We start from the raw sequence: 16,194 nt of genomic DNA on the forward strand, positions 1-16,194 counted from the left end.
GCTGGACGGTTTATCTGCCAGCCCCGCCCTTTTGAAAGGAGTTAAAATGGAACTAAACATTCAAACCGTGGAAATGACATTAACGGAAGCGGCGCAGTCCAATCCGGGGGCATGGGTAGACCATTCCCGGTATGTAGCCAAAGCCTGTAAAAATATTGCGTCACACTGTAAAGATTTATCTTCTGAACAGGCGTATCTTTTCGGGCTGTTACATGATATTGGACGTTATGCCGGAGTGAGTTCGGAAAGGCATTTGATAGACGGCTATCGTTACTGTATGGAGCGTGGGTGGGGAAAAGCTGCACAGATATGTATATCCCACGCATTTATGATACAGGATATTGATACTTCTATCGGAGAGTTTGATGTCAGTGATGAGGATTACCTGTTTATGAAAGATTTTGTTGCAAATGCGGTATATGATGATTATGACCGTCTGGTACAGCTATGTGACGCATTGGCTATGCCTACGGGGTTCTGCCTTTTGGAAAAGAGATTCGTAGATGTGACAATACGGTACGGCATCCACCCGGCGACAATAGACAGGTGGAAAAAAATTTTAGAGATTAAAGAACTGTTTGAAGAACAGATTGGCTGCTCTGTTTATACTCTGCTTCCGGGCGTTGTGGAAAACAGTTTTCGTTAGGGAGGGATATTGTGTATTACGAAGCAAGCGATTTTTTAGAAACTGCGGACAGCGATACATTAAAGCAGATTGCCCGCACAAGGGAATTAACACGGGAATATTATTTCTCTGATTATGGAGATATGGAAAAACGCACTTCCATTCTTCGGAAGCTGTTGGGGGGAATTGGGGAAAATGTGGCAATCGACACACCTTTTCATTGTGATTATGGAAAAAATATTTTTTTGGGAAATGATGTGATAATCAATATGAATTGTACCTTTGTGGATAACAAAACTATCCGAATTGGTGACAGGGTTTTGATTGCTTCAAATGTGCAGATTTATACATCTTCGCACCCTGTTTTACCAATGGAAAGGCTTGTGCCGGATTGGAGGGAACGCCAGACAACATTTTTTAGAACCTATGCACGTCCGATAGAGATAGAAAATAATGTCTGGATTGGCGGCGGCTGTATTCTTCTGCCAGGAGTCACCATAGGAGAAAACAGCGTAATAGGGGCTGGAAGTGTTGTAAACCGCCCTATCCCGGCTAATTGTGTTGCAGTAGGGAATCCATGCAGGGTGATACGTCATTTTGATACAGACAAAGAAAGGCGGCTACATGAAATATAAGCATATCGTTTTTGACATTGACGGTACTCTGATTGATACGGAATATGCTGTCTTACATTCCTTACAGGAAACCATAAGGGCATTGTTGGGGAGAGAGATACCATGCTCTGAACTAAAATTTGCGTTAGGGATTACCGGGATAGACGCTTTGAAAAAACTTGAGATAAAAGACATTTCCTATGCGACAGAATTATGGGATAAAAATATGTGTAAATATGCAGATACTATTAAAGTATTTGACGGAATAACCGGACTATTGAAAAATCTTCTAAGTCTGGATTATAAAATGGGAATTGTCACCTCAAAGACAAGGGAAGAATTTACACATGATTTTTGCCAGTTTGGTATCAGCCATTATTTTAAAACAATCATATGTGCGGACGATACACAGGAACATAAACCCAATGCCGCACCGCTTTTGAAATATGTGGAATTATCAAAAACAGAACATAGGAAAGTGCTTTATATCGGAGATAGCAAATATGACAGTATAAGTGCAGAAAATGCTGGAATTGATTTTGCTTTGGCAGTATGGGGTAGCCATAATAAGCACATACGGGCAGATTATTTTTTGGAAAGACCTGCCGACTTGTTATCTTTTATAGCTTGAATAACAGTTCCTATTGTGGTGGAAAGGGGGAATTGCCAGTGACTTCTTCGGAAGCATACAAAGAACATATCGAATACACATTTAACGCTTTTTGCAGAATTGTTATACACTATGCAGCAATCAACGCATGGCGTGACAGGGACAAGCGGCGGCAAAGGGAAATATCTTTTGAATACCTCACAGAAGAAAAGTTTTATCCATTTTGTACGTCAGACACATATTTCATAGACCCTTACAAGCAATACCCTGTTACGATATGTGGTCAGAGGGTTATCCTCACAAATGGAAATCTTGCCGAAGCTCTGTCCTCTCTGCCGGAGAAAAAGAGGGAAATCATCTACCTATACTTTTTTGGACGTTACACACAGCAGGAAATCGGGGAACTATACGGACGCTGCCGGAGTACGGCGTGGCATCACATACACAGTGCCTTGCAAATGCTGCATAAGGAAATGGAGGTGCTTTTCCATGAGGAATCCTAAACTTGTACCGTATGAAACTATTGTCAGAGCAACCAGCGGAGAGCCGGAAGCCATTGACGAGGTTTTACGGCATTACAGCAAGCGAATCCGGCTTGCTTCCCTTGAAAACGGACAGGTCAACAAGGACACCGAGGACAACATTAAACGGCGGCTTATCGCTGCCCTGTTCCAGTTCCGCTTTGACGGACAGCCTACCTAACAGGAGGTGAGATTTGTCGCAAAAATAGTTATGCTTATGTTTAACGACACCGAAGAAAAAGCGGTTGAGAAAGCCATAGCCGCCCTTGCCGATATGATACCGCTGGAAGCCATGCAGCCGCCCCACTCCCCGGCACTTACTTTTCCGGGATTGGAAATCAGATTACACCAACGCCGGGTACTGAAAGACGGGTCAGACATTCCTCTCACACGTTTAGAGTACGGCACACTTTGCTACCTTGCCGCCAGTCCGGGGAGGGTATTCACAAAGGCGCAAATCTTTGAAGCCGTGTGGAGCATGGAAAGCGAAAGCTGCCAGTCAAATGTGGCAAATGTGATATGCAATCTACGGAAAAAGATAGAGCCGGACAGTGGCAAGCCCACTTACATAAAGACCGTTTTAGGCGTGGGCTACAAGTTTGCTTCCGGGGAATGATAACAGAATAACCGCCGCCCATCAGCGGCAGCCAAAGACAGGAAATCAAGAAAAGGTTTCCTGTTTTTTTGCGCCCAAAACCAAGCCGGATTTTGCGCCGCAATAAATTAATTCAAATACTTTCGGAAAACATTGCCTAAATTTTCTTTTTTCCCGTAGTAGGTAATAAGGGGAAAAATAATTGCCGGAAAGTTTGGCATTTTTTGAAACCGTCCGTATATCACTGCAAAACGGAACTGATTCTTCCGTTTTTGTCAAATGCTATTATGAAAACACGAAAAGAAATTCCGGGGAACTTTGCCAGATTTGCCTTGCCGTGCGTAGTAAGTAATAGAGGGAGAAATACCGCCGCATAGTTGGCAGAATCCACGCCGAACAAGCCGGGGGTATCAGCAAAAGCCCACACAGAGGAAGCCGCCACTTTCTTAGAGCAAGATTCTACCACAGTACCAAATTTCGCCTACCGGCTCATTTTGTCCTATGGGAATCTTGTTGGGGTTGCCACCCCAAGCCCGCCTTTTTGCGGCTTGCGCCGCTTGAAAAAATCCACCCACGAAAGGAGGTTCACAGCCATGAAGAAATATAACACGCCCCACCGCCACAGGATAATCAAGACACGCTTGACCGAGGAAGAATACGTCGAGTTTTCCGAGCGTGTCACCCTCTGCAAAATGAGCCAAGCCGAATTTATCCGACAAGCCCTCATTAAGTCAAGCATACGCCCGGTCATTACTGTTTCCCCGGTCAATGATGAGTTACTCTCTGCCGTTGGGAAACTTACAGCCGAGTACGGGAAAATCGGCGGCAACTTGAACCAGATTGCCCGCTGTCTAAACGAGTACGGCGCACCCTATAACGCTCTCTCAAAAGAGGTACGAGCCGCCACAGCGGAGCTTGCCGCCTTGAAGTTTGAAGTCTTGCAGAAAGTAGGTGAAGCCGTTGGCAACATTCAAACATATCAGCTCTAAAAATGCCGATTATGGGGCGGCTGAACAGTACCTAACCTTTGAGCATGACGAGTTTACCATGAAGCCCACACTGGACGGAAACGGGCGGCTTGTTCTCCGTGACGATTACCGCATTTCCTCTCTGAATTGCGGTGAGGAAGATTTTGCAATCGCCTGTATGCGCTCCAATCTCAAATACGGCAAAAACCAGAAACGGGAGGACGTAAAGAGCCACCACTATATCATCAGCTTTGACCCCCGTGACGCACCAGACAACGGCTTGACCGTAGACCGGGCGCAGGAGTTAGGCGAGCAGTTCTGTAAAGAGCATTTCCCCGGACACCAAGCCCTTGTATGCACCCACCCGGACGGGCATAACCACAGCGGCAACATTCATGTGCATATCGTAATCAATTCCCTACGGATTGCGGAAGTGCCGCTGCTTCCCTACATGGAAAGACCAGCCGACACAAGGGAGGGCTGCAAGCACCGCTGTACGGACGCAGCTATGGAATACTTCAAAGCGGAAGTCATGGAGATGTGCCACCGGGAAAACCTCTATCAGATTGACTTGCTGAACGGGAGCAAAAATCGCATTACCGAGCGTGAGTATTGGGCGAAGCGGAAAGGACAAGCCGCACTGGATAAAGAGAACGCTTCCCAAGCCACCGCAGGAGAGCCGACCAAGCAGACTAAGTTTGAAACCGACAAGGAGAAGCTACGGCAGACCATACGGAAAGCCCTTGTCGCCGCTGCCACCTTTGACGACTTTTCCTCTCTGCTGCTCCGGGAGGGTGTGACCGTCAAGGAGAGCCGGGGAAGATTGTCATATCTCACGCCGGACAGGACGAAGCCCATCACCGCCCGGAAACTGGGTGATGATTTTGACCGAGCCGCCATACTGGAAACACTCACCATAAACGCACAGAACGCCGCCAGAGCCGCCGAAACGCCCACACCCAAACAGGAATACCCCCGGAGCATAAAAGACCGCTTACAGCGTAACAAAGCCGCCATAAACGCCCCGAAACAAGACGGCGTACAGTGCATGGTAGACATAGCCGCCAAGAAAGCCGAGGGCAAGGGGAAAGGCTACGAGAAATGGGCGACCTTGTACAACTTGAAGCAAATGGCGGCTACCGTGAGCGTTTACGAGGAATCCGGCTTTTCTTCCCCGGAAGAACTGGAAGCCGCCCTTGCCGCCGCCAGTGCCGGATTGCATGAAACTACCGGGAAACTGAAAGCCGTGGAAAGCACCTTGCGGGAGAAAAAGGACTTGCAGAAACAGCTATTGGCGTATATCAAGACCAAGCCAGCCCGTGACGGACTGCGGGCGCAGAAAACAGAGAAAGCCCGGAGAGCCTACCGGGAGCAGCACGAAAGCGAGTTTATCATTTCCGAATCTGCCGCCCGGTATTTCAAGGCACAGGGAATCCCAAAGCTGCCAGCTTCCAAGACCTTACAAGCGGAGATTGAGCAGCTTACCAAAGAGAAAAACGCCCTTTACAACGAGTACCGGGAGAAGAAAGAGAACGTCCGGGAATTGCAGACCGTGAAAAGTAATCTTGACAAAATCTTGCGCCGTGAGCCGGAACGGGGAAAGGGGCGGGAAAATGAACGGTAAACGCCCCTGCATGGACTACCCACAGTACAGAGCCGCCCGCCGCCTTGTGCATGAGTGCTGTAACTATGATAACGGTAACTGTATCTTGCTGGATAACGGCGAGCCTTGCGTATGCGTCCAGAGTATCAGCTATTCCCTTTTATGCCGCTGGTTCATTACCGCCGTTCTGCCGCTGGACGGGAAACTGGAAGCCGCCCTGCTCCACCGGGCAGACAGGAAACGCTGTACCGAGTGCGGCGGGTATTTTCTCCCCAAGTCAAACCGGGGGAAATACTGCCCGGAGTGCGCCGGACGCATGAAAAGAATCAAAGCCGCACAGCGCAAGCGGAAACAGAGGGATAAATGTCACGCTTTAGGATATTCCAGACCCCCGTAAATCAAGGCTTTTTTGACCGCCCTCAAAGGGTAGCCGATACATTTATCCTTTACCCCCGAAAACAGCGTTTTAACTGCGTAACAGGAAGCCACAGACAGGAGGTGAGAACCATAACCGATTACATCACAGCCGACACCATATTGCCCCGTTTTCTGCCCTATCCCTATTTTCTGCTGAAAATGGACTTGTCGCATACCGCAAGGCTGCTCTATGGGCTGCTTCTTGACCGTTCCACCCTCTCACAGAAGAACGGCTGGCAGGACAGCGAGGGCAGGACATATATTGTCTATCCCGTTTCGGAGATAACGGAAACGCTGGATAAAGGCAGCACCGCCATAAAAAGCGCACTGAACGAGCTGGACGCTGCCGGGCTTCTGGTGAGGGAACGCCGGGGCTTCTCCGCACCGAACCGCCTTTATGTGAAAATACCGCAAATGCCAGTGGTACAGTTTTCCGACCATATGACAGCCATACAGCCGGAAAACCGACCCTCTGATAGCCGGAAAAGCGACCCTCATAAGGACGGAAAACCGACCTTTGCGTTGGACGGAAAACCGACCCCTAACCAACTTACTATAAACCAACTAAAAGAGAACCAACGAAAAGGAGTGAGTGGGGAGCAGCCCGCACCCTTTGGCAGATATAAAAACCTTTTCCTCTCCGAATCCGAGTATGCGGAGCTGAAAGGGGAATACCCGGACAGGCTGGAACGGTTCATTGAGGAATTGAGCGAGTTCATAGCCGCCTACGGGAAAGTGTACGCCAACCATGCCGCCGCTGTCCGTATGTGGGCAAGACGTGACAGGAAAGGCACAGGAAAGAAAGGAATCCCCGATTATTCCTACAAAGAGGGCGAGAGCCTTTGACCGCATAGACACAACGCCCCGTAAACAGGGCGTAAAAGACCATGAACAAGGAGGAACGATTTTATGTGTGATTACAATAACGCCATTTTCCGGCTTGCCACGGCACAGGAAGCAGAGCCGGAGGACTACACCGGGGAGGACGGGCTTTTATACTGCGGGAGCTGCCGCCAGCCCAAAGAAGCCTACTTCCCGGAGGGCAAAACCTTTTTCGGGCGTGACCGCCACCCGAAAGAATGTGACTGCCAGAGAAAACGCCGGGAAATGCTGGAAGCCAGCCATAGGGAATACAAGCACCGGGAGGAAGTGGAACGGCTGAAACGGACAGGCTTCACCGACCCGGCTATGCGGGAATGGACGTTTGAAAACGACAACGGGAAATGCCCCCAAATGCACAAAGCCCATGCTTATGTAGAGTGTTGGGAGGAAATGAAAGCCGGGAATATCGGCTATCTGTTATGGGGCATGGTAGGCACAGGCAAAAGCTATTTCGCCGGGTGTATCGCCAACGCCCTCATGGAGAAAGAGGTTTCCGTGTGCATGACAAACTTTGCCCTTATCCTCAATGACCTTGCCGCCAGCTACAAGGACAGGAACGAATACATAGCCCGCCTTTGCAGCTTCCCTCTGCTTATCCTTGACGATTTTGGCATGGAGCGTGGCACGGAATACGGGCTTGAACAGGTTTACAACGTGGTTGACAGCCGATACCGCAGCGGCAAGCCGCTGATTGTCACAACAAATTTGACACTGGAAGAATTGCAGAACCCGGAGGACACCGCCCACGCCCGGATATATGACCGCCTTACGGAAATGTGTACCCCCGTCCGCATTACCGGGGAGAATTTCAGAAAAGCCAAAGCACGGGAGAAAATGGAACACCTTAAAAAGCTGCTGAACGGAAAGGAGATTTGCCTATGACCGACACGCCCAAGAGAAGCACCGCCACCACCGCCCGCCGCCCGGATTGCGTGACAGAAGTACGCCGGGGGAACACCGTCCTTGTGGTTTCCGGCTATTTCAAACAAGGCACTACCGCCACCGCCACCGACAAGATGATGAAAGTGCTGGAAGCAGAAAGCGCAGCCGGGCACAAGTCGCCTTTTACCGCATAAACCGGGCATGAGAAAGCGGTCATGCCAGGGAGCGTGACCGCTGGAACAGGGGATTTATAATTGTGGTTCACAATCTTTCAAGAAAAAGCGCAATGACATAACGGTAACTGCTATTTTGAATTTGATTTCCTCAGATACTTTTTTGGGCGGGTTTGATAAAAGTCTTTCAATGTCTTTTGTTTCCACACCAGCCATAGCAGCAACCGTTTTCTTAGACAAGCCATGATGTGAAAGAAGCACTTGTAAAAATGCGGTTAATTTCAAATCCTTGTCCTCTGTTGCGCTTGCATAAAGGAACGAGATTTTGTTAAACAGCCTAAACCGATATGAGCAATCGTCCGGCAGAAAGTCAATGTTTCCATTCGACAAATCCTCTATGCTGTCCAGCGGTAATCCCAAATATTGGGAAAGCGTGTTTTTGTTAAAACCGTGTATGGTAATAAGTTCCTTTAACTGCTCTGTTACATTGTTTTTTTCGTCCATGTTGACCCTCTCTGTCTGTAAATTGGTTTTTGATTTTAGTAAAGTATAGCACATGAAGCCCCAATTTTCCACCACGCATTTATTGTGATAAACCTTGTTAAAAAAACGTGATATTTTTCGACATAAAGTAGCAAAAAGGACTGTACAGCAAGCCCCGCCCTATGGTATAATAAACCTACGGAATAGTGGGGCTGGCTGTCGGAAATGGAGGAAACCATGACAAGACAGACCACCCAAAAACTGATTACCGCCCTATATCCGAGATTGTCGCACGAGGACACGCTTCAAGGCGAATCCAACTCCATAAGCAACCAGAAGCGAATCCTTGAAGCCTACGCAAAACAGAACGGCTTTTCCAACCTCAAATGGTACACGGACGACGGATTCTCCGGGGCAAATTTCCAAAGACCCGGCTTCCAGTCCATGCTTGCCGACATTGAAGCGGGGCTTGTGGGAACGGTTATCGTAAAGGATATGTCACGGTTAGGGCGGAACTACTTACAAGTGGGAATGTACACGGAAATGATTTTCCCACAGAACGGCGTCCGTTTCATTGCAATCAATGACGGCGTTGACAGCGCACAGGGCGAGAATGACTTTGCGCCCTTGCGTAATATTTTTAACGAATGGCTGGTGAGGGATACGAGCAAGAAAATCCGGGCGGTAAAACGCTCAAAAGGCATGAGTGGGAAGCCTGTCACAAGCAAGCCCGTGTACGGCTACCTCATGGACGAGGACGAAAATTTCATCATTGACGAGGAAGCCGCCCCCGTGGTGAAGCAGATATACAGCCTTTGCCTTGCCGGGAACGGTCCGACCAAGATAGCCCGTATGCTCACGGAGCAGGAAATCCCCACGCCGGGAACGCTGGAATACCGCCGGACAGGGAGAACCCGCCGCTACCACCCCGGCTATGAGTGCAAGTGGGCGGCGAACACCGTGGTGCATATCCTTGAAAACCGGGAATACACGGGCTGCCTTGTGAACTTCAAGACCACCACGCAATCCTACAAGTGCAGCAAGATTATCTACAACAGCGAGGACAAACAGGCAATCTTCGAGAACCATCACGAGCAGATAATCGACAAGGACACATGGGAGCGTGTGCAGGAGCTACGCAAGCAGCGCAAACGCCCCAACCGCTATGATGAAGTGGGCTTGTTTTCTGGCATACTGTTTTGTGCGGATTGCGGAAGCGTCATGTACCAGCAGAGGTATCAGACGGACAAGCGGAAACAGGACTGTTACATATGCGGCAGCTACAAGAAGCGCACGGCAGACTGTACGGCGCACTTTATCCGCACCGACCTTTTAACCGCCGGAGTGACCGAGAACCTACGGAAAGTCACCAGCTACGCCGCCAAGCACGAAGCCCGGTTCATGAAGCTGTTGACCGAGCAGACCGAGGACGGGAGCAAACGCCGCAACGCCGCCAAGAAGAAAGAACTGGAAGCGGCAGAAAAACGGATTGCGGAACTCTCCGCTATCTTCAAGCGGCTGTATGAGGACAGCGTGACCGGGCGCATATCGGACGAGCGTTTCACGGAGCTTTCGGCAGACTACGAAGCCGAGCAAAAGGAACTGAAAGAGAAAGCCGCCGCTTTGCAGAGCGAACTTTCTAAAACGCTGGAAGCCACGGCAAACGCTGAAAAGTTTATGAAAGTGGTACGCAAGTACACCAGCTTTGAGGAACTCACCCCTACCCTGTTGCGGGAGTTTGTGGAGAAAATCGTAATCCACGAATCGGAAGCCCTTGACGGGAAACGCCGGGGGAAGCTCCGCAGACAGGAAATCGAAATCTATTACTCTTTTGTCGGCAAGGTAGAATTGCCCGACTAAAGCCCGACCCGTCCGGCAGTCAGCCGGACAGGGAACGGCAAAATTTTTTACACTTCTTTTACTTCTTTATCTCACATGAGCAAATACATAAGTGATGGAGCAATCTGTCACTTTTTTCTATCGGCGTAGGATTGAAAGCACAATAAGGAAATGCTACGATCAAAGCAAGTCAATCATCGTATTTTTATATATGTATGCGAAAAAAAACAGCCGAGTTCGCTTCCAAAGAATACTTTTGCATGTATATATCATCAATTGGTTTATGCATTATATAGAATGCGAATAAAGGAATCCATCATCAAGCGGTTATGCATCAAACAACTATTACAGCCTCTTTCATCTTAATACTATAGTATTATTTAAAGCTTTATATTCTATCATGTTTTACTGACATTTTATGGAAATAACCGTTATAATAAAAATAGGATAACAGGCATTTCGAAGATAAGCGAAAAAATATTATGGGAAAGTAAATTTCTTTATGAACGATGCCTTTTTGATTGCTGAAGATAAACAGACGTTTACGATCTTAGTAGGAATGCTTGTCACAACAGCAAACAAGAAAAAAAGATCAAGTAGCATACTTTGAAACGCATAAGGTGATTTTCTATGTAACCAAATCCACTTGCAGCACTATAGTAAGGATAAGAAAAGGGAGATGAAGAAGATGTTACATGTATTTAATCGCAGTGAAGTATTTATAACGTATACGAAAGAAAACTTGGATAAAGTAACTCGTACGTTAGCATTACATGGTATAGAATACACCGTTAAAACGACGAAGGTTCATGATGAGTATACGGAAGAAGTCATAAAAGGCTCTTCTTATGATATGAGCATAGCATATAAGCTTTATGTAAGAAATGATGATTTAGAAGAGGCTCAGCGTTATGTGCGTCAGGCACTATTTCCTAAAGAGCAAGGATAAGGATATTTGCAAATGCATGGAAGAGGATGTAACGAAATAGACAAGATTGACAAGTTGATGAGGTTACACCTCTTTTTTCTATGCTTCATCAGCGCATCGTAAAGCATGTACGATATGGTCCATGTCCTTTCATATTGGCAAAATCCTAGGCATAGACTATAAAGGGGGCTATATCATGTTGAAACAGAATATGAAAATAGGGTTGGCATTATCTGGTGGCGGTATGCGTGCTGCCATCTTTCATTTAGGTGTCTTAAAATGGCTTGCTGAGCAAGGTTTGCTGAAAAGGATTCACCATATTTCAAGTGTATCCGGGGCAAGTATTGCAGTAGGTCTGATTTTTGCGAACAATGATAATCAATGGCCATCCGATGTAACATTTTTATCAAAAGTTCTTCCGGCTATGAAACGTGATATTATCACAAAAGATATTCAATGGACGGCTTTATGCAGGCTTATTGTATCCCCTTATTATTGGAATAAAAAAGCAAATCTGTTAGCGCATGTCATGGAAAAACGATGGAAGATCACGGCCTGTTTACAAGATATCCCGACACTTCCTTTATGGACCATCAATACAACTGCTTATGAAACGGGAAAAGATTTTCGCATATCCGCAAAGCGAATGGGCTCACAGTATAGCTTTGTGCAACGTCCGCGCTTTCCTCTTAGTCATGCGATTTGTGCAAGTGCCGGTTTTCCTGTTTTCATCGGACCATATACATTAAAGACAAAAGCGTATGTATGGAGTGATGTTACAGGCTCTATGATTGTTCGGGTAAGAGATGAAACCCTGCATCTATGGGATGGCGGTGTTTATGATAATATGGGCTTAGACCCGCTTTTTTCCTTTCAAGGGCAAAATAAGCTGTGTCCAGATATTAATTATCTTATTGTCAGTAATGCATCTATGGACAAGCTGGAGCACAAGATGCGGACCATTGGATACTCATTCAGTAATCTAAAACGATTATTAGCAATCAGTATGACACAAAGCCAGCTCCTCCGTAAGCAGGAAGTAATAGATTTTATGGAGCAAAATAAACAAGGACTTTTCTTACAAATAGGCAGTCAAAGTAAGGATATGCTGCGTCATTGTGATATATCTTTTGCCCGTAAACAAGAATTGCTTCATGCATCGCTAAAGGAAAGTGATGTATTACGCGTAAGTTCTTATAAGACGACCTTAGAGCGGGTAAAGAAAGATGATTTTGAACGTATTTTGCGCCATGGTTATGAAGTAGCCAAGTTGAATTCTCTTTGTTCTGGTCATATATCATGAACTGTGCGATTTCATCGGCACAACTATCCCGATACCTGCATATAGTGGATTGAACGTGATAAGCGTACAAGGGAAAGGGGAATGTTATGTACCAGAACAGATATGGAAACGACTACGGCTATGAGCATCATCCAAATGATGAAAACCGTTTCGATTATGGTAACTGTGATGATAGAGGAAATGAGGCGGATTTTGGCTATAACGGTAATTATGATTATCCGGATGGCAATTGTGCTTATGATGATTTTCATCCAATGGAAGATTATCGAAACCAAGAGGCATGGTGCCCTCAGCCAGGTATGGGGCCAACAGGTCCCATGGGTCCAAGAGGACCAAGAGGTCCACAGGGTCCCAGAGGATTACAAGGCCAACAAGGCAGAGAAGGCTTACAAGGCATTCGAGGTCCGCAAGGAGTAACTGGTCCACAAGGAGTGCCAGGTATTCAGGGGCCTACTGGACCTACCGGACCACAAGGTATACAAGGAGTTATGGGAAATACCGGCGCAACCGGTGTTACTGGTGCAACAGGGCCTATGGGACCGCAAGGAAACACCGGACCTGCCGGAGAAAGTGCACCTATCATCCATTATGCATCCGCATCGCTAACATCATTTACACCAAAATCACTATGTCCTCAAGATGCTTTGGTGTTTGATTGCGGCAATGTCAGTGATGGCTTTACGATTTCAAATGATTATACAAGTCTGATTGCACAACAGGAAGGCACGTATATCGCGGAATATGGTGTTTTAATCAGTTCTTCGGTATGTGATGGCGATGCATTTGCTTTAGAAATTAATAATGAAGAATTGTTAGAAGAATCCCGCATGCCATTAGTATGCGAAAACCAATTTGTAAGAGGCTGTGTCATGTTAGAATTGCATCCGAACAATAGCATTCGTTTGGTATCAGACTGCCACAATACGATAGAATCTTGTAGCAATCATCATACCGTAAATGCATATTTGATTATTTATCAGATACGTTAGTTCTTATTATGTCTATAACTAATGCACAGTGAAAGGATGGGAAACTATCCTTTTCTTTGAGAGAGAGGGGATGAATATCGTTGATAAGCATCAGTGTATGTATGATCGTAAAAAATGAAGAAGATGTATTGGCAAGATGTTTAGACTGTGTAAAGAAGTTTGCGGATGAAATCATCATCGTCGATACGGGAAGTGCGGATAAGACAAAGCAAGTCGCAAAGAAGTATACGGATAAGTTATATGATTTTTCATGGTGTGATGATTTCAGCAAGGCTCGTAACTTTTCTTTTTCCAAGGCGAGTATGGAGTATTGTATGTGGCTGGATGCGGATGATGTGGTAGAAAATGAGGATATTGAGAAGATACAGAAACTAAAAAAAGAACTAGATAAAAAAGTTTCCATCGTTATGATGAAATATCATACGGCGTTTGATGAAGATGGAAATCCTTCTTTTTCGTATTATCGGGAACGTATGGTAAAACGGGAAGAATTGCATTTATGGGAAGGGGAAATTCATGAAGTGATTCCCTTAACAGGCAGACTGCTTTATACCGATATCGGAATCTGTCATCGCAAGGTGCATGTGAGTGATGCCAATCGCAATTTGCGCATCTTTGAAGCTATGTTGGATAAAGGAAAAAAGTTAAATCCGCGGGAACAGTTTTATTATGCCAGAGAGCTATACTATCATAAGCGCTATAAAGATGCCGTTAAAGCATTCAAAAAGTTTTTAAAAGAAGATAGCGGCTGGATAGAAAATAAAATTGATGCCTGTGAGATGCTGGGATATTGTTACTATGCCTTGCATAAAGAAGAAAAGGCATTAGAAAGTTTTTTATGCTCTTTACAATATGAAGTACCACACGCCGAGTTATGTTGCGATATCGCAAAGCATTTTATGGATAGAGCGAAGTATAAAGAGGCTATCTTTTGGTATGAATGTGCTATGAAAGTACCGATGAATGAAACCAGTGGTGCTTTTATTCGTGAAGATTGTTATGGGTATATACCAGCCATTCAATTGTGTGTCTGCTGGTGGCGTTTAGGGGATAAGGATCGAGCGGTTCAATATAACGAATTGGCCGGAGTGTATAAGCCTAAGAGTCGAGAAGTAGAACAGAATCGGCGATTTTTTGAAATGAAATAAAAATAATCAAGGGAAAGGGTCATTCATAAAAGGTGAATGACTTTTTGTGCGACAGGCAGTCGCTATAATTCAACCATGTACAGGCATGGTTGAATTTTCTTTCTTATTAAGGATTGTATTTACGATACAGAGTATAAACGAAAATAAATGAATCCTGAAAAGATAGGTGTCATGTAGGTGAAAGTCCTACTCTGTTGAGCTCCAATGCAAGACAGAAAGTCTAAACTAGTGCGGTTTTGTGAGAAATCGTATGAAGGAGTTGTGGATAACCGAGAGGTCCATAGACGGACTGGCAGGCCGAAATGTAGTGTGAACTATATAGGCGGCGGGAATACTTGGCGACCATGCGAAAAAATGGGAAGTCTATGTACTAATCTTCTTCAATGAATTGGATGGGAAGATAGGAGTATTAACGTGATGATAGTTGGCATGTCAGTAGGGATATAGCGATGACCCTGTGAGGACTCCATACTCGCAAAGGGTCTTATGATATAAGCGTAATGCGAAATTCATAAGACGTATGGAGTAGTCAGACAAGCTTGTAGTAGCGGAGTAGGTCAAGAAACCAAAGCTTGACTGAATGTGAAGAGGCTTGACCTTATGCGACTTAACTAAATTTCACACAATGGCAATGGTCACGATACTGAGGTATAGACGAACCAAATGTGTGGGGAAGGAGGAAAAGAGTTTTATGAACGAACCACTAAAATTAAAGTGGCATTCTTTATATGGTCAAATGCTAAGAGACAGGAAACTGAGGGAGGCATGGAAACAAGTAAAGACAAATAAAGGAAGCGGAGGGATAGATGGGGAGACCATTGCGGAATTTGATAAAAAGTCGGAAGAAAGAATCCTTGAAATCCTAGAAAAACTTAAGACAAAAACGTATACACCAGCACCTGTAAGAAGAGTGTATATACCTAAGAAGAGTGGAGGTAAAAGACCACTTGGAATACCTGTGATAGAAGATAGAATCATACAACAGACCCTAGTGAATATACTAAGTCCAAAGTTTGAGAATGGAATCTTTCATAAATGTTCCTGTGGATACAGACCAAATTATGGTATGGAGAAAGTAATGCAGTTGATACTGTGGAATATAGAAAAAGGAAGAAATTATATCTACGACTGTGATATAAAAGGATTCTTTGATAATATCCCACATAAACAGTTAATGCGCGTATTGAATAAATATATCGCAGATGGTACAGTGCTGAACCTCATATGGAAATAGCTGAAAGCAGGATATATGGAAGAAGGAAAATATCTTGAGACAAATAGTGGAACACCACAGGGAGGAGTAATCTCTCCATTACTGGCAAACATCTATTTGAATGAACTGGACTGGGAACTGGCGAAAGCAGGAATCTACTTTGTAAGATATGCCGATGATTTTCTACTGTTTGCGGAAAGTGAAGAGAAAATCATAGAGGCAGGAGAACTGGCGCAAAAAGTAATCCAAGAATTAGGATTGGAAATAGCCATGAACAAGACAAAGATAGTAGATTTTCATGATGACGATTTTACTTTCGTAGGATTTGATTTTCAACATTGGAGAAAGAGAAAGAAAGATGGGAAACCATACTTTTTAGTAACACCAACGGAAAAGTCATT

Annotated in this window: 18 protein-coding genes and 1 pseudogene; 18 read left to right on the top strand and 1 reads right to left on the bottom strand. The window is 45.5% G+C overall.

Going from position 1 to position 16,194, the window contains the following annotated elements; all coding sequences use genetic code 11:
- Window positions 1-46 precede the first annotated feature (46 nt).
- From EDD61_RS03965 to EDD61_RS04020, 12 genes are all read left to right on the top strand, one after another.
- Window positions 47-646, top strand: coding sequence for an HDOD domain-containing protein (locus EDD61_RS03965; protein ID WP_004056527.1), 600 nt, complete (start codon window positions 47-49; stop codon window positions 644-646).
- Between the two features lie 11 nt (window positions 647-657).
- Window positions 658-1,260: a sugar O-acetyltransferase gene (locus EDD61_RS14155; RefSeq protein ID WP_016220908.1), complete on the top strand. Its 603-nt coding sequence runs from the start codon at window positions 658-660 to the stop codon at window positions 1,258-1,260.
- Complete coding sequence (locus tag EDD61_RS03975) at window positions 1,250-1,870, top strand: HAD family hydrolase (RefSeq protein WP_132224111.1); 621 nt, start codon at window positions 1,250-1,252, stop codon at window positions 1,868-1,870. The genes EDD61_RS14155 and EDD61_RS03975 overlap by 11 nt, the downstream gene beginning before the upstream one ends.
- Before the next feature lie 38 nt (window positions 1,871-1,908).
- Entirely contained in the window at window positions 1,909-2,352 is a 444-nt protein-coding gene (locus tag EDD61_RS03980) for an RNA polymerase sigma factor (RefSeq protein WP_004056520.1), read from the top strand.
- The gene (locus EDD61_RS03985) at window positions 2,339-2,551 is read left to right on the top strand and encodes a helix-turn-helix domain-containing protein (protein ID WP_004056518.1); all 213 of its coding nucleotides are present in this window, start codon (window positions 2,339-2,341) and stop codon (window positions 2,549-2,551) included. The genes EDD61_RS03980 and EDD61_RS03985 overlap by 14 nt, the downstream gene beginning before the upstream one ends.
- 36 nt (window positions 2,552-2,587) lie before the next feature.
- Window positions 2,588-2,986: a winged helix-turn-helix domain-containing protein gene (locus EDD61_RS03990; RefSeq protein ID WP_207900961.1), complete on the top strand. Its 399-nt coding sequence runs from the start codon at window positions 2,588-2,590 to the stop codon at window positions 2,984-2,986.
- Window positions 2,987-3,558: 572 nt separating this feature from the next.
- Window positions 3,559-3,954, top strand: coding sequence for a plasmid mobilization protein (locus EDD61_RS03995; RefSeq protein WP_132224113.1), 396 nt, complete (start codon window positions 3,559-3,561; stop codon window positions 3,952-3,954).
- On the top strand, window positions 3,926-5,557 hold the full coding sequence (locus EDD61_RS04000; protein ID WP_132224115.1) for a relaxase/mobilization nuclease domain-containing protein: 1,632 nt from the start codon (window positions 3,926-3,928) through the stop codon (window positions 5,555-5,557). The genes EDD61_RS03995 and EDD61_RS04000 overlap by 29 nt, the downstream gene beginning before the upstream one ends.
- Before the next feature lie 10 nt (window positions 5,558-5,567).
- Window positions 5,568-5,933 carry a cysteine-rich VLP domain-containing protein gene (locus tag EDD61_RS04005; protein WP_455769148.1) on the top strand — a complete coding sequence of 122 codons (366 nt, stop codon included), beginning with the start codon at window positions 5,568-5,570 and terminating at the stop codon, window positions 5,931-5,933.
- The gene (locus tag EDD61_RS04010) at window positions 5,900-6,799 is read left to right on the top strand and encodes a replication initiator protein A (RefSeq protein ID WP_207900962.1); all 900 of its coding nucleotides are present in this window, start codon (window positions 5,900-5,902) and stop codon (window positions 6,797-6,799) included. Before EDD61_RS04005 ends, EDD61_RS04010 begins: the two co-directional genes overlap by 34 nt.
- 63 nt (window positions 6,800-6,862) lie before the next feature.
- Window positions 6,863-7,717, top strand: coding sequence for an ATP-binding protein (locus EDD61_RS04015; RefSeq protein ID WP_132224119.1), 855 nt, complete (start codon window positions 6,863-6,865; stop codon window positions 7,715-7,717).
- Window positions 7,714-7,911, top strand: a complete 198-nt coding sequence (locus EDD61_RS04020; protein WP_132224121.1) for a transposon-encoded TnpW family protein — start codon at window positions 7,714-7,716, stop codon at window positions 7,909-7,911. Before EDD61_RS04015 ends, EDD61_RS04020 begins: the two co-directional genes overlap by 4 nt.
- A gap of 54 nt (window positions 7,912-7,965) precedes the next feature.
- Here the strand turns inward: EDD61_RS04020 and EDD61_RS04025 are convergent, their stop codons facing one another.
- Entirely contained in the window at window positions 7,966-8,394 is a 429-nt protein-coding gene (locus EDD61_RS04025; protein ID WP_132224123.1) for an HTH domain-containing protein, read from the bottom strand.
- Between the two features lie 216 nt (window positions 8,395-8,610).
- Between EDD61_RS04025 and EDD61_RS04030 the strand changes: the two genes are divergently transcribed.
- The 6 genes and pseudogenes from EDD61_RS04030 to ltrA form a co-directional block, all read left to right on the top strand.
- Entirely contained in the window at window positions 8,611-10,233 is a 1,623-nt protein-coding gene (locus tag EDD61_RS04030; RefSeq protein ID WP_132224125.1) for a recombinase family protein, read from the top strand.
- Between the two features lie 667 nt (window positions 10,234-10,900).
- On the top strand, window positions 10,901-11,161 hold the full coding sequence (locus EDD61_RS04035) for a hypothetical protein (protein ID WP_132224127.1): 261 nt from the start codon (window positions 10,901-10,903) through the stop codon (window positions 11,159-11,161).
- A gap of 175 nt (window positions 11,162-11,336) precedes the next feature.
- A complete protein-coding gene (locus tag EDD61_RS04040) occupies window positions 11,337-12,443 on the top strand; it encodes a patatin-like phospholipase family protein (protein ID WP_132224129.1) in 1,107 nt (368 codons plus the stop codon).
- A gap of 86 nt (window positions 12,444-12,529) precedes the next feature.
- Complete coding sequence (locus EDD61_RS14160; protein ID WP_117547856.1) at window positions 12,530-13,432, top strand: collagen-like domain-containing protein; 903 nt, start codon at window positions 12,530-12,532, stop codon at window positions 13,430-13,432.
- A gap of 80 nt (window positions 13,433-13,512) precedes the next feature.
- On the top strand, window positions 13,513-14,580 hold the full coding sequence (locus tag EDD61_RS04050) for a glycosyltransferase (RefSeq protein ID WP_481277016.1): 1,068 nt from the start codon (window positions 13,513-13,515) through the stop codon (window positions 14,578-14,580).
- A gap of 736 nt (window positions 14,581-15,316) precedes the next feature.
- Window positions 15,317-16,194: pseudogene (gene ltrA / locus EDD61_RS14055) on the top strand (group II intron reverse transcriptase/maturase); the annotation flags it as partial.

The sequence above is a fragment of the Longicatena caecimuris genome (genome assembly GCF_004341945.1).
Lineage (GTDB): Bacteria > Bacillota_I > Bacilli_A > Erysipelotrichales > Erysipelotrichaceae > Longicatena > Longicatena caecimuris.

What these genes read in the sequence shown, in the direction of transcription:
- EDD61_RS03965 (WP_004056527.1), top strand. Translation starts at nt 47, where the DNA reads ATGGAACTAAACATTCAAACCGTGGAAATGACATTAACGGAAGCGGCG.
- EDD61_RS03975 (WP_132224111.1), top strand. Translation starts at nt 1,250, where the DNA reads ATGAAATATAAGCATATCGTTTTTGACATTGACGGTACTCTGATTGAT.
- EDD61_RS03985 (WP_004056518.1), top strand. Translation starts at nt 2,339, where the DNA reads ATGAGGAATCCTAAACTTGTACCGTATGAAACTATTGTCAGAGCAACC.
- EDD61_RS03990 (WP_207900961.1), top strand. Translation starts at nt 2,588, where the DNA reads ATGTTTAACGACACCGAAGAAAAAGCGGTTGAGAAAGCCATAGCCGCC.
- EDD61_RS03995 (WP_132224113.1), top strand. Translation starts at nt 3,559, where the DNA reads ATGAAGAAATATAACACGCCCCACCGCCACAGGATAATCAAGACACGC.
- EDD61_RS04005 (WP_455769148.1), top strand. Translation starts at nt 5,568, where the DNA reads ATGGACTACCCACAGTACAGAGCCGCCCGCCGCCTTGTGCATGAGTGC.
- EDD61_RS04010 (WP_207900962.1), top strand. Translation starts at nt 5,900, where the DNA reads ATGTCACGCTTTAGGATATTCCAGACCCCCGTAAATCAAGGCTTTTTT.
- EDD61_RS04015 (WP_132224119.1), top strand. Translation starts at nt 6,863, where the DNA reads ATGTGTGATTACAATAACGCCATTTTCCGGCTTGCCACGGCACAGGAA.
- EDD61_RS04020 (WP_132224121.1), top strand. Translation starts at nt 7,714, where the DNA reads ATGACCGACACGCCCAAGAGAAGCACCGCCACCACCGCCCGCCGCCCG.
- EDD61_RS04025 (WP_132224123.1), bottom strand. Translation starts at nt 8,394, where the DNA reads ATGGACGAAAAAAACAATGTAACAGAGCAGTTAAAGGAACTTATTACC.
- EDD61_RS04030 (WP_132224125.1), top strand. Translation starts at nt 8,611, where the DNA reads ATGACAAGACAGACCACCCAAAAACTGATTACCGCCCTATATCCGAGA.
- EDD61_RS04035 (WP_132224127.1), top strand. Translation starts at nt 10,901, where the DNA reads ATGTTACATGTATTTAATCGCAGTGAAGTATTTATAACGTATACGAAA.
- EDD61_RS04040 (WP_132224129.1), top strand. Translation starts at nt 11,337, where the DNA reads ATGTTGAAACAGAATATGAAAATAGGGTTGGCATTATCTGGTGGCGGT.
- EDD61_RS14160 (WP_117547856.1), top strand. Translation starts at nt 12,530, where the DNA reads ATGTACCAGAACAGATATGGAAACGACTACGGCTATGAGCATCATCCA.